Annotated in this window: 22 protein-coding genes; 13 read left to right on the forward strand and 9 right to left on the reverse strand. The window is 69.9% G+C overall.

What is annotated here, in order from left to right; translation table 11 throughout:
• Positions 1-112 precede the first annotated feature (112 nt).
• The 6 genes from ACIBLA_RS19575 (at position 113) to ACIBLA_RS19600 (ending at position 5871) form a co-directional block, all read left to right on the forward strand.
• A complete protein-coding gene (locus tag ACIBLA_RS19575; RefSeq protein WP_363242588.1) occupies positions 113-433 on the forward strand; it encodes a small hydrophilic protein in 321 nt (106 codons plus the stop codon).
• Complete coding sequence (locus tag ACIBLA_RS19580) at positions 405-1847, forward strand: ATP-binding protein (protein WP_363242589.1); 1443 nt, start codon at positions 405-407, stop codon at positions 1845-1847. Before ACIBLA_RS19575 ends, ACIBLA_RS19580 begins: the two co-directional genes overlap by 29 nt.
• Positions 1844-2503 carry a response regulator transcription factor gene (locus tag ACIBLA_RS19585; protein ID WP_363242590.1) on the forward strand — a complete coding sequence of 220 codons (660 nt, stop codon included), beginning with the start codon at positions 1844-1846 and terminating at the stop codon, positions 2501-2503. The genes ACIBLA_RS19580 and ACIBLA_RS19585 overlap by 4 nt, the downstream gene beginning before the upstream one ends.
• 129 nt (positions 2504-2632) lie before the next feature.
• Entirely contained in the window at positions 2633-4066 is a 1434-nt protein-coding gene (locus tag ACIBLA_RS19590; RefSeq protein ID WP_363242591.1) for an SLC13 family permease, read from the forward strand.
• The gene (locus ACIBLA_RS19595) at positions 4063-5244 is read left to right on the forward strand and encodes a glycerate kinase (protein WP_363242592.1); all 1182 of its coding nucleotides are present in this window, start codon (positions 4063-4065) and stop codon (positions 5242-5244) included. The genes ACIBLA_RS19590 and ACIBLA_RS19595 overlap by 4 nt, the downstream gene beginning before the upstream one ends.
• Positions 5245-5397: 153 nt before the next feature.
• Positions 5398-5871: a carboxymuconolactone decarboxylase family protein gene (locus tag ACIBLA_RS19600; protein WP_363242593.1), complete on the forward strand. Its 474-nt coding sequence runs from the start codon at positions 5398-5400 to the stop codon at positions 5869-5871.
• Here ACIBLA_RS19600 and ACIBLA_RS19605 read toward each other — a convergent pair.
• Together ACIBLA_RS19605 and ACIBLA_RS19610 are read right to left on the reverse strand one after the other, a co-directional pair.
• Complete coding sequence (locus tag ACIBLA_RS19605) at positions 5847-6320, reverse strand: hypothetical protein (protein WP_363242594.1); 474 nt, start codon at positions 6318-6320, stop codon at positions 5847-5849. The two genes, ACIBLA_RS19600 and ACIBLA_RS19605, sit on opposite strands and share 25 nt — an antisense overlap.
• Before the next feature lies 1 nt (position 6321).
• Positions 6322-7104, reverse strand: coding sequence for a sulfite exporter TauE/SafE family protein (locus ACIBLA_RS19610; RefSeq protein ID WP_363242595.1), 783 nt, complete (start codon positions 7102-7104; stop codon positions 6322-6324).
• A gap of 83 nt (positions 7105-7187) precedes the next feature.
• On the opposite strand from ACIBLA_RS19610, the gene ACIBLA_RS19615 reads away from it, so the two are divergent.
• Positions 7188-8093 (forward strand): LysR family transcriptional regulator, encoded by a 906-nt coding sequence (locus ACIBLA_RS19615; protein ID WP_363242596.1) that lies wholly within the window; start codon positions 7188-7190, stop codon positions 8091-8093.
• Here the strand turns inward: ACIBLA_RS19615 and ACIBLA_RS19620 are convergent.
• The 6 genes from ACIBLA_RS19620 to ACIBLA_RS19645 form a co-directional block, all read right to left on the reverse strand.
• Complete coding sequence (locus ACIBLA_RS19620; RefSeq protein WP_363242597.1) at positions 8090-8422, reverse strand: WhiB family transcriptional regulator; 333 nt, start codon at positions 8420-8422, stop codon at positions 8090-8092. The genes ACIBLA_RS19615 and ACIBLA_RS19620 overlap by 4 nt on opposite strands.
• Positions 8423-8549: 127 nt before the next feature.
• Positions 8550-9125, reverse strand: coding sequence for an ABC transporter permease (locus ACIBLA_RS19625; protein ID WP_363242598.1), 576 nt, complete (start codon positions 9123-9125; stop codon positions 8550-8552).
• Positions 9122-10108: an ATP-binding cassette domain-containing protein gene (locus tag ACIBLA_RS19630; protein WP_363242599.1), complete on the reverse strand. Its 987-nt coding sequence runs from the start codon at positions 10106-10108 to the stop codon at positions 9122-9124. Before ACIBLA_RS19630 ends, ACIBLA_RS19625 begins: the two co-directional genes overlap by 4 nt.
• Before the next feature lie 331 nt (positions 10109-10439).
• A complete protein-coding gene (locus ACIBLA_RS19635) occupies positions 10440-10871 on the reverse strand; it encodes an SHOCT-like domain-containing protein (protein ID WP_363242600.1) in 432 nt (143 codons plus the stop codon).
• Between the two features lie 20 nt (positions 10872-10891).
• Positions 10892-11152 (reverse strand): hypothetical protein, encoded by a 261-nt coding sequence (locus ACIBLA_RS19640; RefSeq protein ID WP_363242601.1) that lies wholly within the window; start codon positions 11150-11152, stop codon positions 10892-10894.
• Entirely contained in the window at positions 11149-11511 is a 363-nt protein-coding gene (locus tag ACIBLA_RS19645; protein WP_363242602.1) for a DUF2089 domain-containing protein, read from the reverse strand. The genes ACIBLA_RS19640 and ACIBLA_RS19645 overlap by 4 nt, the downstream gene beginning before the upstream one ends.
• A 182-nt stretch (positions 11512-11693) precedes the next feature.
• Between ACIBLA_RS19645 and ACIBLA_RS19650 the strand changes: the two genes are divergently transcribed.
• Positions 11694-12932, forward strand: a complete 1239-nt coding sequence (locus ACIBLA_RS19650) for an APC family permease (protein ID WP_363242603.1) — start codon at positions 11694-11696, stop codon at positions 12930-12932.
• On the opposite strand, the gene ACIBLA_RS19655 is transcribed toward ACIBLA_RS19650, so the two are convergent.
• The gene (locus ACIBLA_RS19655; RefSeq protein WP_363242604.1) at positions 12911-13858 is read right to left on the reverse strand and encodes a methionyl-tRNA formyltransferase; all 948 of its coding nucleotides are present in this window, start codon (positions 13856-13858) and stop codon (positions 12911-12913) included. The two genes, ACIBLA_RS19650 and ACIBLA_RS19655, sit on opposite strands and share 22 nt — an antisense overlap.
• A gap of 236 nt (positions 13859-14094) precedes the next feature.
• Between ACIBLA_RS19655 and ACIBLA_RS19660 the strand changes: the two genes are divergently transcribed.
• From ACIBLA_RS19660 to ACIBLA_RS19680, 5 genes are all read left to right on the forward strand, one after another.
• Positions 14095-15453: a SidA/IucD/PvdA family monooxygenase gene (locus ACIBLA_RS19660; RefSeq protein WP_363242605.1), complete on the forward strand. Its 1359-nt coding sequence runs from the start codon at positions 14095-14097 to the stop codon at positions 15451-15453.
• A gap of 74 nt (positions 15454-15527) precedes the next feature.
• Positions 15528-16586, forward strand: a complete 1059-nt coding sequence (locus ACIBLA_RS19665) for an iron ABC transporter permease (protein WP_363242606.1) — start codon at positions 15528-15530, stop codon at positions 16584-16586.
• Positions 16583-17683, forward strand: coding sequence for an iron chelate uptake ABC transporter family permease subunit (locus ACIBLA_RS19670; RefSeq protein WP_363242607.1), 1101 nt, complete (start codon positions 16583-16585; stop codon positions 17681-17683). Before ACIBLA_RS19665 ends, ACIBLA_RS19670 begins: the two co-directional genes overlap by 4 nt.
• Before the next feature lie 106 nt (positions 17684-17789).
• The gene (locus ACIBLA_RS19675; protein WP_363242678.1) at positions 17790-18596 is read left to right on the forward strand and encodes an ABC transporter ATP-binding protein; all 807 of its coding nucleotides are present in this window, start codon (positions 17790-17792) and stop codon (positions 18594-18596) included.
• Positions 18597-18725: 129 nt separating this feature from the next.
• Positions 18726-19778, forward strand: coding sequence for an iron-siderophore ABC transporter substrate-binding protein (locus tag ACIBLA_RS19680; protein ID WP_399199287.1), 1053 nt, complete (start codon positions 18726-18728; stop codon positions 19776-19778).
• Positions 19779-19782: the final 4 nt, after the last annotated feature.

Genomic DNA, 19782 nt, shown 5'->3' on the forward strand with positions numbered 1-19782 from the left:
CCGTCATCCGTGTGCGCTGAGTCGGGCGGAGCGCGCGGGGTCCGGGGCCGGCATGAAGAAATCCTCATCCCGGCTTCATGCTGCCGATCGCCCAGCTCACCACGATGGAGACATGGCTTTCTCACCACGTCTGGCGGCCCTGGCGGCGGTCGTCGTCATCCCGCTCGGTATCGCCGCGACCAGCTACGCTATGACCGACAGTCCCGAGGCACCCAAGGTGCCCCCCGGTGTACAGCTCGACAACACGCCGAGTGATTCGCAGAGCGGCACACCGGGCGACCGGGGGAGCACCGGACCCGGCTCCTCGCCCACGGGTTCACCCACCGGCACGCCCACCGGTTCGCCGGGCGCGACACCCGGTGGCACCGTCGTTCCGGGGCCGTCGGCCGGCGACGGTGACGACGATGACGACGACTTCGGTGATGACGGTTGACGTTCCGAGGATCTCCGCCCGTGTGCGGATCCTGCTGTGGCTGCTGGTGGTGATGACGGTGTCCCTGGGCGCCGTGGCCGTTACGGTGCGTTCGATCCTCCACCGGGACGTGGAACACCGCATCAGCCAGTTGCTGTCCCAGGAGACGGGCGAGTTCGCGAACTTCGTGGTCCAGGGCGTGGACCCGGACACCGGCCGCAGTTTCGGTGATTCGCGCAAGCTGCTCCAGACCTTCCTGCAACGCCAGTACGCCGACCGGGACGAGGAACTGCTGGGCCTGCCCCGGTCCTCCGCGAGCCGGTCCGACATCGTCAGACAGCGCCGCGACATCCCCGACCACATCGCCCTGTGGCGAGACGGCAAGTCGCTCACCCGCATCGTGGCGGCCAAGGAGTCCTCCGGCACGCTGCACCGCTCGCAGGGGGAACTGCGCTGGGCCAAGGTCACCATCCGGCCGCTCGGCGACGAGCCTCCCGGCGCCCTGATCGTCGCCTTCCACACGGACCGTGAACGGGCCGTCGCCGACAAGACGTTCTGGACGCTGCTGGCCCTGTCGGGCATGGCGCTGATCCTGGCGAGCGGCATCGGCTGGGCCGTCGCCGGCCACATCCTGGCGCCCGTCCGCCTCGTACGGAAGACCGCCGCCGAGCTGACCGAGCGTGATCTCACCCGGCGTATCCCGGTGGAGGGGCGGGACGACATCGCGGCGCTCGCCGAGACGTTCAACGGAATGCTCGACCGGCTGGATCAGGCGTTCGCCGCGCAGCGGGTGTTCGTCGACGACGCGGGGCACGAGCTGCGTACGCCCATCACCATCGTGCGCGGGCATCTGGAACTGATGGGCGACGATCCGGCCGACCGGGAGGAGACGATACGTCTCGTAACGGACGAACTCGACCGGATGAGCCGCATCGTCGAGGACCTGCTCCTGCTCGCCCGAGCCGAGCGGCCCGACTTCGTCCGACCGGAACCGGTCCAGCTCGCGGAGCTGACCGCCGACGTCTTCGTCAAGGCCAGGACGCTCGGCGAGCGGGAGTGGCTGCTCGACACGGTCGCCGACCGTGAGGCACCGCTGGACCCGCAGCGGATCACTCAGGCGATGGTCCAGCTCGCCCAGAACGCCGTCCAGCACACAGTGCCCGGTCAGCGCATACGGATCGGTTCGCAGACGCACGGCGAGCGGATCGAGCTGTACGTCGCCGACAACGGCCCCGGCATTCCGCCGCAGGACGCCGACGTGATCTTCGAGCGGTTCCGGCGCGGTACGGCCCGCCGGGGCGCGCGCACCAGTGGCGCCGGACTCGGACTGGCCATCGTCAAAGCGATCGCGGAAGGCCACCACGGACGGGTCGAACTGCGCCGTACCGACGGCGGCGGTGCCACCTTCGTACTCATTCTGGAGACCGACTCATGAATCGCATTCTCATCGCCGAGGACGAAGAACGGATCGCCTCCTTCGTCGAGAAGGGGCTCCGTGCCAACGGCTTCACCACCGTCGTCGCCGACGACGGCGACACGGCGCTCCACCACGCCGTGTCCGGCGGGTTCGACCTGGTGCTCCTCGACATCGGCCTGCCGGGGCGGGACGGATTCACCGTTCTGCGGGAGATGCGCGAGGCGCGCGTCACGCTGCCCGTCATCGTGCTGACGGCCAGGGACTCCGTACGCGACACCGTGGCCGGCCTCGAAGGCGGCGCCGACGACTGGATGACCAAGCCGTTCCGCTTCGAGGAACTGCTGGCGAGGGTCCGGCTCCGGCTGCGTACGGCGGCGCGCGCACCGGAGGTCACCATGCTGCGCAGCGGCAGCCTCAGCCTCGACCTGCGCACGCGCCGCGCACGGGCGGACGAGCGGACCGTGGACCTGACGGCGCGTGAGTTCGTGCTGCTGGAGATGTTCCTGCGCCACCCCGGCCAGGTGCTCTCGCGCGAGCAGATCCTGTCCCATGTCTGGGGCTACGACTTCGACCCGGGCTCCAACATCGTGGACGTCTATGTGCGGGCGCTGCGACGGAAGCTGGGCGCCGAACGCCTGGAGACGATACGGGGGATGGGCTACCGCATGCCGTGACGGCGGACATGCTTCACGAGACGCCCCGTCGCGGGGCGCGGGGCCCGGCGCGCGGCTGAATCGCGCAGATGAAGCGGCTTTCACGCAAGCCTCATTCGGACCTCACGGCCCGCACCCAGGCTGATCGTTGTGCCCCTCTCACTCCGACAGACCGTCTCCCTCTGCGCCGTTCTGAGCCTCTGCGCCCTGCTCGCCGTGCCCGGCAACTTCCACGGCCTCGGCGCCGACGCGCGGTTCACGCTCGTCGTGTTCACCCTCGCCACGTACACCTGGATCGCGACCTCGGTGGACGACACCTATGTCGCGCTCGGCGCCGGACTCGCGCTCACCGCGACCGGGGTGATCAGCAGCGAGACGCTTTTCGCGACCCTCGGCGACGAGACGGTGTGGCTGCTGATATGCGCCTTCGTCCTGGCCGCCGCCGTCACCAAGACCGGGCTCGCGGGCCGTGCCGCCGCCTTCCTGGTCGGTGGGGCGGGCACCGTACGGCAGTTGGTGCATCTGACCACCGCCGGGCTGGTCGTCACGGCCTTCGCCGTTCCGGCGACCTCCGGCCGTGCGGCCCTCGCCCTGCCGGTCTTCCTGGCGCTCGCCAAGGCGCTCGCCGATCGGAAGCGACTGGTGGTGATGCTCGCGCTCCTCTTCCCGACGGTCATCCTGCTCTCCGCCGTCGCCACCCTGATCGGCGCCGGCGCCCATCTGATCACCGTCGGCGTGCTGTGGGAGCAGACCGGAGAGGAGCTGAACTTCGTCACCTGGCTGATCCTCGGGCTGCCGCTCGCCGTGGCCTCCTCCCATCTGGCCGCCGAACTGGTCCTCCTGACGACCACCCGCCGGGCCGACCGGACCGGGCCCGTACGGATCACCGCGTCGCAGATCCAGGAGCACTCCGACGCCCCGGTGGAAGGATCGCTGACCCCGCCGGAGGCGCGGTGCCTGCTGCTGCTGGGGACCGTCGTGGTGCTGTGGTGCAGCGAACCGCTGCACGGCGTGTCGCCCGCGGTGGTCGCCCTCATCGGCGCCGTCGTCGCCGCCTCGCCGGCGCTGGGCACGGTCGGCCTCAAGGACGGTCTGCGGACGGTGCCCTGGCCGCTGCTCCTGTTCATGGCCGCCACCATGGCGATGGGCATCGCGCTCTCCGAATCGGGGGCGGCCGACTGGCTGGTGGGGTGGGTGCCGGGCGGGGCGTCGACGCCGCCGTGGATGTTTCTCGCCGGTGTGGTCGTGATCAGTACGGCGGCCCACCTGGCGCTCCAGTCCCGCTCGGCCAGGTCCTCCGTGCTGGTTCCGTTGGTGGTGGCCGCGGCGATCGCCGCCGGAGTCAATCCGGTCGCCGCCGCGTTCGCCTCGACCGCCGCGGCCGGCTTCTGCCACACCCTCCCGGCCTCCGCGAAGCCGGTCGCGCTCTTCGCCGACGTGCCCGGCACTCCCACGTACACCCCGCGCGATCTCCTGCGGCTCTCGGCCCTGCTCGCGCCACTCACCGCGGCCCTCGTGCTGCTCTTCGCCCTCGCCGTCTGGCCGCTGCTCGGCGTGCCCGTCCATCTGGAGACCCAGCCATGAGCTACCGCATCGTCATCGCCCCCAGCGGGTTCAAAGAGTCTCTTTCCGCGGCTCAGGTGGCCGCGTCCATCGCCGAAGGCGTCCTACGGGTGATCCCCGACGCCGACATCGACCTGATCCCGCTGGTGGACGGGGGAGAGGGTACGGCGGAGGCACTGGCCCTCGCGGGCGGCGGCCGGCTGGTGCCGTGCACCGCGACGGGCCCGGTGGGGCTGCCTGTCCCCACCCACTTCGCCCTGCTCGGCGAGGCCGACCCCGCCTCCGGTCCCGTCACCGCCGTCGTGGAGATGGCCGCCGTCGCCGGGCTCTCCCTCGTACCCGCCGACCGGCGTGATCCGGGGGCCACCACCACGTACGGCGTGGGCGAGTTGATCCGGGCGGCACTCGACCACGGAGCGCGGCGTGTGCTCGTCGGCTGCGGGGACTCCGGTACGTCGGACGGGGGCGCCGGAGCACTCCAGGCGCTGGGCGCCCGGCTGACGGACCACCACGGCCGCGAACTTCCGCCGGGCGGCGCGGCGCTCGCCGAACTGGACCGTATCGACACGTCGGGACTCGACCGGCGCCTCGCCGGCACCGAACTGCTCGTGGCCTGCAACCCCTTCAACGTCCTGTGCGGTCCGCACGGCGTGGCACGCGTCTTCGGGCCGCAGAAGGGCGCGAGCCCGGCCGATGTGGAGGTGCTGTCGGCGGCCCTGGAGCGCTGGGCGGCGATCCTCACCCGCGATCTGCCGCCCCTGATCGACCTGCGGACGGCCCCGGGCACCGGGGCCTCCGGCGGTCTCGGGGCGGGACTCGCCGCACTGGGGGCGCGGCTGATGCCTCGCTTCGAAGTCCTGCTCGACCGGCTCGACCTGGACGCCAGACTGGCCCGCGCCGACCTGGTGATCACGGCCGAGGGCGCGCTCGACCACCAGACCGTACGCGGCAAGATCCCCGCCGAGGTCGCGAGCCGCGCCCATGCGGCCGGAGTACCGGTCTTCGTGCTGGCGGGCACGATCGGGCCGGGGGCGCACATGGTGCGCGCGATCGGCGTCGACGCGTACAGCGCGATCCTGCCGGCGCCGATGTCGCTGCCCGAAGCGATCGAGGGAAGCCGCGAGATCCTCGCGGACGCCACGGAACGCTCCCTGCGGATCGTGGAGTTGGGCACCCGGCTGGCTGTCCGAGCGGCGTGACGCGTGGTCGCCCTCCGTCCGTGGGGTTCGTCGCCGCCGCCTCCGGTGACCGTGACGTCATGCCGCGCGGCGCGTACGCCGCGCGGCGGTCACATTCCGCCGAGTCGGTCCGTCAGTGCTGTGTACCCGGCAACTACGGCGGAGGAGTTCGTTATGAACGCTCGACTGAACGTGTTCGGCAACGCGACCGCGGCCAAGGTCCTGAAAGGCTTCATCTCGGCGAGCAAGGTGGTCGCGGATTCGGCGTTGCCGACCGCCACGCAGGAACTGGTGAAGATCCGCGCGAGCCAGATCAACGGATGCGGTTTCTGCACCGACATGCACACCAAGGAGGCCGTGGTGGCGGGCGAGACCTCCCTGCGCCTCAATCTGATCGCCGTCTGGCGCGAGGCCACGGTGTTCACCGACGCCGAGCGCGCCGCGCTGGAGCTGACGGAGCAGGGCACCCGTATCGCTGACGCGGCCGGTGGGGTCCCGGACGAGGTCTGGGCGAACGCGGCCAAGCACTACGACGAGGAGCAACTCGCCACTCTGGTCTCGCTGATCGCCCTCATCAACGCGTTCAACCGTATGAACGTCATCGTCCAGCAGCCCGCGGGCGACTACCAGCCGGGCCAGTTCGGATAGCACCTCGGCCGTCCGGTCAGGCCGCCGGAGACCGGCGCGGGGCCGGGATCCGGCTCCCCGTCACGGTGACGCAGTACCCAGTCGTCGAGGTCGCGTGCCGCTTCGAGCGGCGCGGCAGCCAGGTAGGCCCGCCACCAACTCACCTCGTGGCGCGGTTCGTCGGAGGTGGACGCCTCGTCGGAGTCGTCCGCCTCGGCGGACCGTGAGTCGTCCCGGAAGCGCTCGAACGCGACCGCCGCCGTAAAGAACCGATGTGCGGCAGCGAGGACTTGAGCGGCGTCGCCCGACGTCGCACCCGCCGGGCGACCGGCGCCGTCGGCACACAGCTCGTGCTTCCCGATCGGGACGGCCGCGCGCGCGAGTTCGGCCAGTTCGTACGCCGCGAACGCCATCTCCAGCCTCGCTCGCGCCGCCTGCGGATACGGCGCCCCGGTGTCACCTCCGGCCATGTCAGCCGGCCTTCGTTCCGCGTAGGAAGTAGAGGACGGTCATCGTGACGGCGATGGTCAGGATGATGCCGCGCAGCAGCCCGGCAGGGAGTCGGCGCGCGACGTGGGCCCCCGCGAAACCCCCCGCCACCCCGCCGACCAGCATGGCCGTGAGGAGAAGCGGCGTGCCGAGGGCGTCCGAGGCGACGAGGAACAGGACGGTCGCGCTGAGATAGACGGCCGCGACCTGGGCGATCCGCATCGGGTTGCCCGCCGCGGCGTCGAGACCGAGGCCGATGCTCCACAGCGCCAGCATCATGATGCCTATGGCCCCGCCGAAGTATCCGCCGTACACGGCGAGGACGAACTGGGCGATCAGGACGGTCCTGGGGCTCATGCCGGTCCCCACCGGGCGCCCCCTCGCCGTGCTCAGCGCGCGGGAGAGGGGGCGGCCGAAGGCGAGGACCACCGTGGCGAACGCGAGCAGCCACGGTACGGCGGCGCTGAACGACGCGCTGGGCAGGGTCAGCAGCAGGCCCGCGCCGAGCGCCCCGCCGATCACGCTGATCGCGGTCAGCGTCGGCGTGGACGTCTCGCCGACCGGGGTGAGTTCGCGCCGGTAGACCCACGCGCCGGCGACGGCACCGGGTACGAGGGCGATGGTCGACGACGCGTTCGCCGTCACCGGAGAGAGGCCCGCCGCGACGAGAGCGGGCAGGGCCACGAAGGTGCCGCCGCCACCCATGGCGTTCAGCGTTCCGGCGACGGCACCGGCCAGCAGGACGAGCACAATCTCGGGAGGCACCCGTCGAGCATCACCCCGCGTCCGGTGCGTGCACAATGCGCCATTTCTGTAGTCAGCCTAAGCCTGTGCCATAGGCTGAAGGGGTGCGCTATGACTTGGACGACCTGCGGCTCTTTCTCGACATCCTGGCGGAGGGGTCGATCACGGGAGGCGCGCGCCGGGTGCATCTGAGCCTGCCGTCGGCCAGCGCGCGGGTGCGCGCGCTGGAGCACAACGCCGGTGTGGCGCTGCTGATCCGCGGTCGGCGCGGAGTGCGGCCCACCCCGGCGGGGACGACGCTGGCCCGCCACGCGCGCGACGTCCTGGCACAGACGGCACGGCTGGAAAGCGCCGTGGCGAGCTACACCCGGTCCCCGACCGCTCCACTGACCCTGCTGGGCGGCGGCTCGGCCATGCAGGGATTCGTGCCGGGGGCCCTGGTCTCGTTCCTGCGCGCGCACCCGGACGTCGACGTCCGGGTCTCCGAGAGCCGTACCCCGCAGACCGTGCGACTGCTGACCGACGGCGAGGCCGACCTGGGGATCGTCATCGACGACGAGGAGGCACGCGACTGCGGCCTCGACACGGAGCCGCTGGGCGACGACTCCCTTGTCGTGATCGGCCAGGCCGGCGGGATTCTCGCCGGGCGAACGGGGCTGACCTACAGCGAGGTCGCCGAGCACCCTCTCGTCGGGCTGGACGCCGACTCCTCGCTACGACGCTGGATGGAGAAGAACCTCGGCCCGCACGCCCCGGTGGTGCGCTACCGCACCACCGTCGCGAGCCTGAACATCCTCGTCGCCCTCGCCGCGGCCGGAGTCGGGCTCGCCGTCGTACCGCGTCGCACCGTCGACCCCCACCTGGCGCTCGACGTATGTGACCTGGAAGACCCCTGGGCGCGCCGCCTCCATCTGCTGGCCTGGGGCGCGAAGTCCGCCCGGACCTCGCCGACGGCCACCGCCGCGCTCGCGGAACACCTGCGCCACGCGGCGCGCTCGGACACTCCCTAGAAACCACTCGCGGACATGTCCCGACCACCGGCGCCGGCGTCGGCGTCGTCGGGTTGTTCGTGCTCGCTCCTGGCGGTCTCCAACAGGCGCCACCAGGATGTGACGGTCGGTCTCCGCCGCAGCAGCGCCCGGCGTTCACGCTCGGTCATGCCACCCCAGACACCGAATTCCTCACGGTTGTCGAGGGCGTGGGCCAGGCACTCGGTACGCACCTGACAGCCCAGGCACACGGACTTCGCCCTGTTCTGCTCCTGGCCCTGCACGAACAGGGTGTCCGGGTCGATCTTCCGGCAGGCACCCCGACCGCCCCACTCCGACTGTGCGTTCATCGCGTCGCCCCCTTCCCCTGGAAGGTCAGACGCTACAAAACGCTTCATCGTTGCGACAGATGGCAATTCGCCGATCACCCCTTCGGGTGACCACTCGCACAACGGCGGTACGCCCGGACCGCGTTACCTACTTCGGGTCGCGGCTGAACTGCACCGTCGACCAGCGGTAGCCGAGCGCGGCCAGGCCGACGGACCAGGCGACCGCGATCCAGGTGAGCGCCAGTGCGAACATCGTGAGCAGCCCGAACGCCGCCAGCCACTCCAGCGCCGTGGCGTCCGTGGACCGGAATCCGATGGCCACGCCGACGGCGCCGACGAGGACCACGCTGGCGATCGACTGCAGGACGCTGCCGAGGACGTGCCCGATGATCAGAGAGCCGCGGTGGATCGCCATCGTACGGAACCGGGCGATAAGGCCCTCGGTCATGTCCATGGAGATGTACACCGCGGCGCCGATGACGGTGCTGCCGATGGTCATCAGCAGGATGCCGGGGACGATGTAGGAGATGTACGCGGAGCGGTCGGCGCCGCTGCCGCCGATGCCCGCGCTCATGGTGTCGCCGAAGATGTAGACGAAGAGCAGCAGCAGCATGATCGGCGTGAGCAGCAGGTTCAGGGTCGCCGACGGGTAGCGGCGGGCGTGCAGGAGGTTGCGGCGGAGCATCGTGTTGGAGTCGCGTACGGCGAGGCTGAGGGTGCTCATCGGACCGCGTCCTTGGGCTGGTTGGGGTGGTTGGTGTCGGTGGTGAGGGCGAAGAACACGTCGTCGAGGTCGGGGGTGTGGACGGTCAGTTCGTCGGCCCGGATGCCGGCGGAGTCCAGCCGGTCGAGGATGGTGCGCAGGTCGTGCTGGCTGCCGTCGCTGGGGATCTGGAGGGACAGTGCCTCGTCGTCGCGGGTGGTTTCGCGCAGGGTGGTGGCGGCGGTCTGGTAGGCGTGGGGGTGGGTGAAGCGGAGTCGTACGTGTCCGCCGGGGATGAGGCGTTTGAGTTCGTCGGGGGTGCCTTCGGCGGCGATGGTGCCGTTGTTGAGGACGGCGACGCGGTCGGCGAGTTCGTCGGCTTCGTCGAGGTACTGGGTGGTGAGGAGGACGGTGACGCCGCCGGTGACGAGTGTGCGGATGATCTGCCACATGTTGTGGCGGGAGCGCGGGTCGAGGCCGGTGGTCGGTTCGTCGAGGAAGATGATCCTGGGGCTGCCGACGAGGGTCATGGCGAGGTCGAGCCGGCGTTTCATGCCGCCGGAGTAGGTGGCGGCGGGCTTCTTCGCGGCGTCGGTGAGGTCGAAGCGGTCGAGTAGTTCCGCGGTGACCCGGCGCCCCTCGGCCCTGGGCAGGTGGTGCAGGTCGGCCATGAGAAGCATGTTCTCCTCGCCGGTGATCAGGCCGTCCACGGCGGAGAACTGGCCGGTGACGCCGATGGCGGCGCGTACCTGGTGGGGTGAGGTGGTGATGTCGTGTCCGGCGACCTGGGCCTGGCCGCCGTCGGCGGTGAGGTGGGTGGACAGGATCTGGACGATGGTGGTCTTGCCTGCGCCGTTGGGCCCGAGAAGCGCGAAGACGGTGCCGGACGGGATGCGCAGGTCGATGCCGTCGAGGACGGTCTTGTCGCCGTACGACTTGCGTAGCCCGGAGGTGGAGACGGCGACGGTCGGCGGGCGACCGTCACCTCGCCTGGATGTGGGCATGACAGATGAAGGCATGGGCGTTCCCTTCGAAGGCTGAAGTGTCTGAAGTGCCTGAAGTGGCTGGGGGAGCGGGGGCGTTGGCGCGCGGCACGGTCGCGCCGCGCACGGCTCCGGCTGTCCGGATGCTGCCCTTTGGGGTGCGCTGGTCTGTTACGTGGGGCCGCCGCTCCAGGGCGTGTCCACACATCGCAGGGGAGGTGCCCCGCGCGGCGGGCGCGAGCCCCGCCCTCCGTGCCTGACAAATCGCGCCTTGACGCGCGCCCGCCGCGGAGCGGCTGGTGTCAGCTGGATGGAGCCGGTGCCGCCGAGGGCGGCCGGCACCGGGCCGGTGTCACTCGCAGAACACCTGCACCTTTGCGTCGGGGTCGTCGATGTCGACGCTGACCTCGTCGAGATGCTCGATCAGCTCCTCCAGGTGCTGCGGCTTCAGCTCGGTGAGGTCGATCGGTACCCCTGACTTGTGCAGTTGCTCATTGACCTTGGTGAGCGCCTGCGGAGGGACAAGGCTTGTGAGCTTGACCCCGGCGCGCAGAAGTTGGAGCGGGACCTGGATGTTGATCCGGCTCTGCCCGTCGCCGCCGGTGCCGTCCTCCGAATTCACCACCACGCGCAGGTACTTGGGGCGGGATTTCGGGCGGGACACGCCACCCGGTGACGGGTCGGACGCATCCCGTTCGACGGCGACGATCAGCCGCTCCGCCTCATTCGCCGTGATCTTGCCCCCGGCCAGCATCTCCAGGATCTGGCGGCGCTGCTCGTTCATGGTCGCTCTTCCTCTCTCACTCATCTGACGCTTATCCGCAGGGCAGTTCGGCCCTGCTCCATCTCGAACCGGGTGCCGGGCAGCGCCCACAGCACTTGCCCGGCGCCGCGCAGCGCCCCCACCGCGCTCACTCCGGTGACGCGGCATGCGACCAGCCCGGCCGTCAGGGCGAGGAGCAACAGCGGTGAAAGGAGCACCAGGACCGGCAGGACGGGGACGTACAGCCGTAGCCGGCGCCCGTCGGCACGGCGATAGCGCACCGTGACCAGGTACGGGATCATCGGGCCCTCTCCAGCTCGGCCAGCGCCTCCTGGGCGCTGATCTCCCCGCGCTGGAGGCGGTCGACGACGTCGGCGCTGGTGGGCGCCGGGTCGGTGTCGACGAAATCGAGGTGTTCGGCGATCCGCTTCAGCCGGGACTTGATCGTCGGGTAGCTCACCCCGAAGATCCGCTCCATCTCCTTGATGGAACCGTGCGACCGTACGAACGCGGCAACGAACACCTGATCGTCGACGCCGAGTTGAGCCAGCTGCGGCGGCTCGAACTGCCCCTCGACCGCGACGCCGCTGTCGGTGAGGCGGACCCGCTCGACGACGAACGGCTGCCCCTGTGTGAGGTCCGTCAGTTCCTGCCAGTCCACCCTCGGCTCCCTTGCTCTCGGCGACACGCTCGCGATTCATTTTTATCTTGAGTTTTTTAAGACGTCAACGTGCGAACATTGATTTTTCTAAGTGGATCTTCAATGTTCTGTATGGCCCATCGGACTCGACACCTCGGTCCGATACCGTGCGCCGACACCGGCAGAGCGCGGAGGAGCGGACGATGGAGCTGAAGCGGCGCCTTGGGGTGTTCGACGCCGTGGTGATCGGGCTCGGCTCGATGATCGGCGCGGGCATCTTCGCCGCGCTGGGCCCCGCCGCAGGGGCGGCCGGGTCCGGGCTGCTCATCGGCCTGGCCGTCGCCGGAGGTGTGGCGTACTGCAACGCGAAGTCATCGGCACGGCTCGCCGCCCGCTACCCGGCCTCCGGGGGCACGTACGTCTACGGCCGCGAACGGCTCGGAGAATTCTGGGGCTATCTGGCCGGGTGGGCGTTCGTGGTCGGCAAGACCGCCTCCTGCGCGGCGATGGCGCTGACCTTCGGCCTCTACGCGTGGCCCGGCCAGGCGCACGCGGTGGCGGTCGCCGCCGTGGTGGCGCTGACCGCCGTGAACTACGCCGGGGTGCGGAAGGCGGCGTGGCTGACCCGCGTCATCGTCGCCGTGGTCCTGGCGGTCCTCGCCGCGGTGGTCACCGCCTGTCTGGCCGGCGGCTCGGCGCGGGCCGCACACCTGGACATCGGATCGGACGCCGCCTTCGGCGGGGTGCTCCGGGCCGCCGGGCTGCTGTTCTTCGCCTTCGCCGGATACGCGCGCATCGCCACCCTCGGCGAGGAGGTCCGGGATCCGGCCCGTACGATCCCGCGGGCGATCCCGCTCGCCCTGGGCATCACCCTGGTCGTCTACGCGGCCGTCGCCGTCGCCGTCCTCATGGTGCTGGGACCGGCGCAACTGGCGGACGCGAGCGCACCGTTGTCAAACGCCGTCCATGCCGCCGGATCCGGCTGGCTCGCGCCCGTGGTGCGCGCCGGGGCCGCGCTGGCCTCGCTCGGCTCGCTGCTTGCGCTGATCCTCGGCGTCTCCCGTACGACCCTGGCCATGGCCCGCGACCACCACCTGCCCCACGCCCTGGCCGCCGTACACCCCCGACGTCAGGTGCCGCACCGCGCCGAACTCGCGGTCGGCGCCGTCGTCGCCGTACTGGCGGCGACAGCCGACGTGCGCGGCGCGATCGGATTCTCCTCCTTCGGAGTGCTGGCCTACTACGCCGTCGCCAACTCCGCCGCCCTCACGCTCACTCCGGCCGAAGGGCGCCCGGCCCGGATCATCCCGCTCGTCGGGCTGGCCGGCTGTCTCGCCCTGGCCTTCGCCCTACCGCTGACCTCGGTGCTCTCCGGCGCCGCCGTACTGATCGCGGGCGCCGTCGTCTACGCGGTGCGGCGTCAGGGGCGGTTGGTGAGATAGCCGCCCATGGAGGTGAAGTAGTCCGTCGCGGACAACTCACGGCCGTCCTCGGTGCGTACGCGCGTGATGGCCAGCCCGTGGTTGCGGCCGGTGCGCGCGTCGGCTCCGGCGACGATCACCACGCCGTCGCCCTCGCGGTAGAAGATGCGGCCGGGCGTACCGCCGTAACGCCCCTCGGACACCACCGCGGCCAGCACCTCAAGTCGCTTGCCCCGGTGGAAGGTGAAGGCGCTGGGATACGGCTCCGACTGGGCGCGGACCAGGCGTGCGAGGTCTTCCGCCGGCCAGGTCCAGTCGATGCGGATGTCCTCGACCGACCGCTTGTGGAAGAAGCTGGCCTGTGAGCGGTCCTGCTTGGTGAACTCCGTCTGCCCGTCGGCGATGAGGCCGAGCGCCCCGATGGTGACCGGGGCGATGAGGTCGACGGTCTTGTGGAAGAGGTCGGTGGCGGTGTCCGTCGGTCCGACCGCAACCGCCTCCTGCCGGACGATGTCTCCGGCGTCGAGTTCGTCGTCCATCAGGTGTGCGGTGACGCCCACTTCGGGCTCGCCGTTGATCAGGGCCCAGATCAGCGGGGAGAATCCGGCGTACTTCGGCAGCAGCGAGTCATGGACGTTCAGCGTGCCGTGGCGCGGGAGGCCGAAGATCCGCGGCGGGATCCACGTACGCCAGTTGTTGGCCACGATGATGTCCGGGTCGGCCGCCTTGAGGCGCTCGAACAGCTCCTCGTCGTCCGGGCGGTTGCGGATCAGCACCGGCACGCCGTGCTCCTCGGCGAGGTCGGCGACGGAGTCGCTCCAGATCTTCTCGTACGCGTGCTCGCTCTTGGGGTGCGTCACGACCAGCACCACGTCGTGCTCGGAGTCCAGGAGGGCTTGCAGGGTGCGGTGCCCCCAGGTCTGGTAACCGAACATGACGACCCGCATGGGGTTCCTCCTCAGAGCAGGGATGGACCGACGGAGAGTTAAGCAAGGCTTACCTTAGTTTGCAACTCGCTTATACGGCACCCCAGTCGATGGGCGCCGGCCGCCCGAGGCCCTATCGACAGCCGTCGGAGATTAGCTTAGGCTCACCTAAGTTCGGATGGGTGGCCCTGTCGGCGCGCCCGCTTTTCGTATCCCCCGCACCTGACAAGCGGCTTCCCCGTATGAATGGGAGTGACATGTCACAGGTTCTTCCTGGCGACGCAGCACTGGTCCACGACCTCATAGGCATCGGCTTCGGGCCGTCCAATGTGGCCATGTCGATCGCGGTCAGCGAGCACAACGCACGCGTCGGCAGTCAGGAGCCCGTCACCGCTCACTTCTTCGAGCAGCAGCCGCGCTTCGGCTGGCACCGGGGAATGCTGATCGACGACGCGACCATGCAGGTGTCCTTCCTCAAGGACCTCGTGACGCTGCGGAACCCGACCAGCGAATTCAGCTTCCTCTGCTATCTGCAGAGCAAGGGCCGGCTGATCGACTTCATCAACCACAAGAGCCTCTTCCCCCTGCGGGTGGAGTTCCACGACTACTTCGAGTGGGCCGCCGCCAAGGTCGACGACATGGTCTCGTACGGTCACGAGGTCGTCGGTGTCACCCAGGTGGTTCGTGACGGAGCCGCGGAGTACCTGGACGTGACGGTACGGTCGGCGGACGGGCTCGCGGTCCACCGGGCCCGCAACCTTGTCATCGGCACCGGGCTGCGCCCCCAGATGCCGCAGGGCGTGGAGCGTGGCGACCGCGTCTGGCACAACTCCGAACTGCTGAAGAGGGTCGCCGAGTTGGAGGGCACCTCGCCCTCCCGGTTCGTCGTCGTCGGCGCGGGGCAGAGCGCCGCCGAGAACGTCGCCTACCTGCACCGCAGCTTCCCGCAGGCCGAGGTCTGCGCGGTCTTCTCGCGCTACGGCTACAGCCCCGCCGACGACAGCGGTTTCGCCAACCGGATCTTCGACCCCGAAGCGGTCGACCAGTACTTCGCGGCGCCCGACGACGTCAAGAGCCGGCTGATGGACTACCACGGCAACACCAACTACTCCGTGGTCGACATCGACTTGATCGACGAGCTCTACCGGCAGAGCTATCAGGAGAAGGTCCTCGGCACCGAGCGGCTGCGCTTCCTGAACGTGTCGCGCCTCGTCGACGTCAAGGAGACGGCGGACAAGGCCCGTGCCACGGTGAAGTCCCTCGTCACGGGCGAGGAGACCTTCCTGGACGCGGACGTCGTGGTCTTCGCCACCGGCTACGACCAGGCCGACCCGGTCGGCCTTCTCGGTGAGGTCGCCGAGCGCTGCCTGCGCGACGACGAGGGACGTGTGCGCGTCGAGCGGGACTACCGCGTCGCGACGGACGACGACCTGCGCTGCGGGATCTATCTCCAGGGCGGTACGGAGCACACGCACGGCATCACGTCCTCGCTGCTGTCCAACACCGCGATCCGGGTCGGCGAGATCCTGGACTCGCTGCTCGACCGGGGCGCCAAGTCCGCCTCCGGAGGCGCCCGCCAGGTCGCCCGGGGCAGCGGCAGCGCCGCCGCCCGCTAGAACCTGTCGGCCGCATGTGAGACGCCCGACCGGGCCCCTTTCCCTCGTAGATCAACGGGATGACGTACCTCGACATGAGCACGACTGCAGTGGAACGCCCGATACCCAAGGGCACGACGGAAGTTCGTCGGCACCGGGCCGCGGGGCTCGGTGTGCTGGCGATGATCCTCCTGGTCACGGGGGTGGTCTCGCTGGCCGTCGGAGCCCGCGCGCTGAGTCCCGCCGAGGTGTGGCACGGACTGTTCGCGGCCCCGGACGGCGACCAGCGGCTCACCGAGATCCGGCTCATCGTGCACACCGTGCGGGTGCCCCGGACGGTGCTGGCGATCGTGGCGGGCATCGCCCTGGGGGTCGGCGGCGCGCTGATCCAGGGGTACACACGTAACCCGATCGCGGACACGGGTCTGCTCGGGGTGAACGCGGGTGCCTCGTTCGCCGTGGTGACCGCGATCGCGCTGTTCGGGTTCACCAACCCTTTCCAGTATGTGTGGTTCGCCTTCCTCGGAGCGGCGGTCGCCGGTGTCGTCGTGTTCGGTCTCTCCAGCATCGGGCGCGGGGCCGGCAACCCGCTGACGCTCGCACTGGCGGGGCAGGGGGTCACGGTGTTCCTCGCGGCGATGACCACGGCGATCTCACTGTCGGACCAGCAGTCGCTGAACGCGCTCCGGTTCTGGAACTCGGGTTCCGTCGGAGGTGTCGGCTTCGGCGTCATCTGGCCGGTGGCCGCTTTCATCGCGGCCGGGCTGGTGCTGGCGCTGTTCACGCTGCCCGCTCTCAATCTGCTCAATCTCGGCGACGACGTGGCGCGTGGGCTGGGAGTGAACATGGCGCTGAGCCGGACCGTCGGCATCGCCGCCATCACCCTGCTGGCGGGCGCGGCGACGGCGGCGTGCGGCCCCATCGCGTTCCTCGGGCTGATGGTGGCCCATGTGGCCCGTTACCTCACCGGGCCGGACTACCGCTGGCTGGTGCCGTACGCGGGTCTGCTCGGAGCTCTGATCCTGTTGGTGAGTGACATCGTGGGGCGATTGGTGGTGCGGCCGGGCGAGTTGGACTCGGGCGTCGTCGTCGCCCTCCTCGGCGCCCCGTTCTTCGCGGGCCTCGTATGGCGAGGAAAGTTCAAGAGCGCATGAACAAGACAGCCGAGAAGCGTGAGAAGCACGACGAGCGGGTCAAGCGATCGGTGGTGCCGGGCGCGCGGCTCGGCCGGCTGTCGTTCGTCTGGCGGCCCTGGATGGTGCTGGTCACGCTGCTGCTGACGGCGGCGACCTTCCTGGTGTTCTGCGTGTCCATCGGCGTCGGCGACTTCCCCATCGGCCTGTCTCGGGTGATCGCCACGATCCTCGGCCGGGGCGAGCAGGTCGACGAGTTCGTCGTCATGGATCTGCGGATGCCGCGTGCCCTCGCCGGTCTCGTCGTGGGGATCGCGCTGGGGGTGTCCGGGGCGATCACGCAGTCCGTCGCACGCAATCCGCTGGCCAGCCCGGACATTCTGGGGATCACCTGGGGCGCCGGCGCGGTCGCGGTGTTCCTGGTGACGGTGTCGAGTGGTACGACCGCGGCGGTGGTCAGCTCCGTGGGCCTGTCCGCGGCGGCGCTCGCCGGCGGCCTCGGTACGGGGCTGCTGGTGTACTTCCTGGCGTGGCGGCGCGGGATCGACGGCTTCCGTCTGATCCTGATCGGCATCTCGGTGAGCGCGGTGATGCAGGCGATCACGACCTGGCTGCTGGTGCAGGCCGACATCAGGGATGTCGCGCGGGCCCAGGTGTGGTTGATCGGCTCGCTGGACAACCGGTCGTGGGACGACGTACGTGTGGCGCTCTGGTGCACGCTCGCTCTCCTGGTCGTCGTGGCCGCCGCCGCCTTCCAGTTCAAGCCGATGCATCTCGGCGACGACGTCGCCGCGGGCCTGGGCGTCCGGTACTCGAGGGTGCGGGCGGTGCTGCTGCTGTGCGCGGTCCTGCTGGCGGCCGTCGCGGTGGGCGCGGCGGGTCCGGTCGCGTTCGTCGCGCTGGTGGCGCCGCAGGTGGCGATGCGTCTGGTCCGGTGCCCCACACCGCCGATGGTGGCCTCCGGCCTGGTCGGCGCGCTGCTGCTGATCGGCGCTGACCTGGTCGCGCGCGCGGGGCTGCCGATCACGCTCCCGGTCGGTGTTGTCACCGCCGCGATCGGCGGGCCCTTCCTCGTCTACCTGCTGGTACGGGCGAACCTCCGCCAGACAGATAGATGATAAAAAGGTTAGGCAAACCTAATAAGGGGGGCTTGTGGCCGCTCAGTCCATCACCGGGATCGAGTCCGAAACCGGGTCCGAGACCGAGACCGAGACCGAGTCCGGGATCAAGTTCCGGACCAGTGACGTCGCACGGCTGGCAGCGAGAGGCGTCACGGTCGGGTACGGCGGCCGGACCGTCATCGACGGTCTCGACGTGGCGATCCCGCCAGGGGTGATCACGACGATCATCGGCCCCAACGGCTGTGGGAAGTCGACCCTGTTGCGTACCCTGACGCGGCTGCTCAAGCCGGCCAGGGGGATGGTCGTGCTCGACGGTGAGGACATCGGCAGGCTCAGGACCAGGGACGTGGCGAGGAAACTCGGCCTGCTGCCGCAGGCGCCGGTCGCGCCCGAGGGGCTGACGGTGGCCGATCTGGTCGCCAGGGGGCGCCATCCGCACCAGAGTTGGCTGCGGCAGTGGTCGTCGGACGACGCCGATGTCGTCGAGCGCGCGCTGGCCATGACCGGGGTGTCCGATCTGGCCGACCGTCCTGTCGACTCGCTGTCCGGCGGGCAGCGGCAGCGCGTCTGGATTTCGATGACGCTGGCTCAGGGCACCGACCTGCTGCTGCTGGACGAGCCGACGACCTATCTGGACCTGGCGCACGCGATCGACGTGCTCGACCTGGTGGACGATCTGCACGAGTCGGGGCGCACCGTGGTCATGGTGTTGCACGACCTCAATCTGGCCACGCGCTACAGCGACAACCTCATCGTGATGCGGGAGGGTTCGATCCTGGCGCAGGGGCATCCGCGTGATGTGATCACCGCCGAGTTGCTGCACGAGGCGTTCGGGCTGCGTGCCCAGGTGATCGACGCCCCGGTGGGTGACAGCCCGATCATCGTGCCGCTGGGTCGTACGCACGTCTGAGCGGGTCCAACCCCTGGTTCAACTGGGCCGATTCAAAGGTTAGGCTAGGCTAACCTCACCGCCTCAGGGTAAGGTTTGGCTGCCCTAAGAAAAGGGTGCAGCGGTCAGCGCGAACACAAGGGATCCCGGATGCTTCTCCATAGAACGACGCTCGTGAATCCGTGGCGGCGACTGGCGGCGACACTGTCCGCCGCGGCCCTCGGTGCCGGCCTCCTCACGGCGTGCGGCTCCGACTCGAAGGACGAGACGCCGAGCGACGACGCCCCCGCCGCCGCGTCCGGGGCGTTCCCGGTCACCGTGGAGCACGCGTTCGGATCCACGGAGGTAACCAAGGCCCCCAAGCGCGTCGTCACCGTCGGCTACACGGACGACCAGGCCGCCCTGGCGCTCGGCGTCAAGCCGGTCGGCATGGTCGACCAGTACCCGAACCCGGCGGGCAAGACCCCCGACATCAACACCCAGTGGCCCTGGGTGAAGGACAAGTGGGGCGACACGCGTCCCGACGTCATCATGAAGAACGGTGACCCGGGCCCCAACTACGAGAAGATCGCGGCCCTGCGCCCGGACCTGATCATCGCGGTCTACTCCGAGGTCGACCAGGCCGCCTACGACAAGCTCTCCAAGATCGCCCCGACCGTGGGCCGTACCAAGGCCGAGAAGGAGCCCTTCAGCGCTCCCTGGCAGGACAACGCGCGCCAGATCGCCAAGGCGCTCGGCAAGGAGGACGAGGGCGCCGAGCAGGTGCAGGGTATCCAGGACAAGCTGGACGCGGCCAAGAAGGCGAACCCCGAGTTCGCGGACCAGACCGCGGTCGTCATCTCCTGGTACAAGGACTCGATCGCCCCGTTCACTTCCACCGACGTGCGCGGGCAGCTGGTGACCGGCGCCGGGTTCAAGTACCAGACCAAGATCGACGAGATCGCGGACGGCGGTTTCTCCACCGAACTGTCGCCCGAGCGCATCGACCTGATCGACGTCGACCGCATCTTCGTCGTCAACGACAAGGCGGACACCGAGGCGTTGAAGAAGTTCGAGCTGTTCGCCAACCTGCCCGCGGTCAAGAACGGGAACGTGTCCTACCTGCTGGACAGCGAGGGCCCGGCGGTCGGCGCGGCCATGTCCCAGGGCACCCTGCCGTCCCTGCCGTACGCCATCGACGAACTCGTCAAGTCGGCCAAGTAGAGAT

The organism is Streptomyces sp. NPDC050433 (assembly GCF_044458565.1).
Taxonomy (GTDB): Bacteria; Actinomycetota; Actinomycetes; order Streptomycetales; family Streptomycetaceae; genus Streptomyces.

Coding starts and splice junctions, on each gene's coding strand:
- ACIBLA_RS19575 (WP_363242588.1), top strand. CDS start 113: ATGGCTTTCTCACCACGTCTGGCGGCCCTGGCGGCGGTCGTCGTCATC.
- ACIBLA_RS19580 (WP_363242589.1), top strand. CDS start 405: ATGACGACGACTTCGGTGATGACGGTTGACGTTCCGAGGATCTCCGCC.
- ACIBLA_RS19585 (WP_363242590.1), top strand. CDS start 1,844: ATGAATCGCATTCTCATCGCCGAGGACGAAGAACGGATCGCCTCCTTC.
- ACIBLA_RS19595 (WP_363242592.1), top strand. CDS start 4,063: ATGAGCTACCGCATCGTCATCGCCCCCAGCGGGTTCAAAGAGTCTCTT.
- ACIBLA_RS19600 (WP_363242593.1), top strand. CDS start 5,398: ATGAACGCTCGACTGAACGTGTTCGGCAACGCGACCGCGGCCAAGGTC.
- ACIBLA_RS19605 (WP_363242594.1), bottom strand. CDS start 6,320: ATGGCCGGAGGTGACACCGGGGCGCCGTATCCGCAGGCGGCGCGAGCG.
- ACIBLA_RS19620 (WP_363242597.1), bottom strand. CDS start 8,422: ATGAACGCACAGTCGGAGTGGGGCGGTCGGGGTGCCTGCCGGAAGATC.
- ACIBLA_RS19625 (WP_363242598.1), bottom strand. CDS start 9,125: ATGAGCACCCTCAGCCTCGCCGTACGCGACTCCAACACGATGCTCCGC.
- ACIBLA_RS19630 (WP_363242599.1), bottom strand. CDS start 10,108: ATGCCCACATCCAGGCGAGGTGACGGTCGCCCGCCGACCGTCGCCGTC.
- ACIBLA_RS19635 (WP_363242600.1), bottom strand. CDS start 10,871: ATGAACGAGCAGCGCCGCCAGATCCTGGAGATGCTGGCCGGGGGCAAG.
- ACIBLA_RS19640 (WP_363242601.1), bottom strand. CDS start 11,152: ATGATCCCGTACCTGGTCACGGTGCGCTATCGCCGTGCCGACGGGCGC.
- ACIBLA_RS19650 (WP_363242603.1), top strand. CDS start 11,694: ATGGAGCTGAAGCGGCGCCTTGGGGTGTTCGACGCCGTGGTGATCGGG.
- ACIBLA_RS19655 (WP_363242604.1), bottom strand. CDS start 13,858: ATGCGGGTCGTCATGTTCGGTTACCAGACCTGGGGGCACCGCACCCTG.
- ACIBLA_RS19660 (WP_363242605.1), top strand. CDS start 14,095: ATGTCACAGGTTCTTCCTGGCGACGCAGCACTGGTCCACGACCTCATA.
- ACIBLA_RS19665 (WP_363242606.1), top strand. CDS start 15,528: ATGAGCACGACTGCAGTGGAACGCCCGATACCCAAGGGCACGACGGAA.
- ACIBLA_RS19670 (WP_363242607.1), top strand. CDS start 16,583: ATGAACAAGACAGCCGAGAAGCGTGAGAAGCACGACGAGCGGGTCAAG.
- ACIBLA_RS19680 (WP_399199287.1), top strand. CDS start 18,726: ATGCTTCTCCATAGAACGACGCTCGTGAATCCGTGGCGGCGACTGGCG.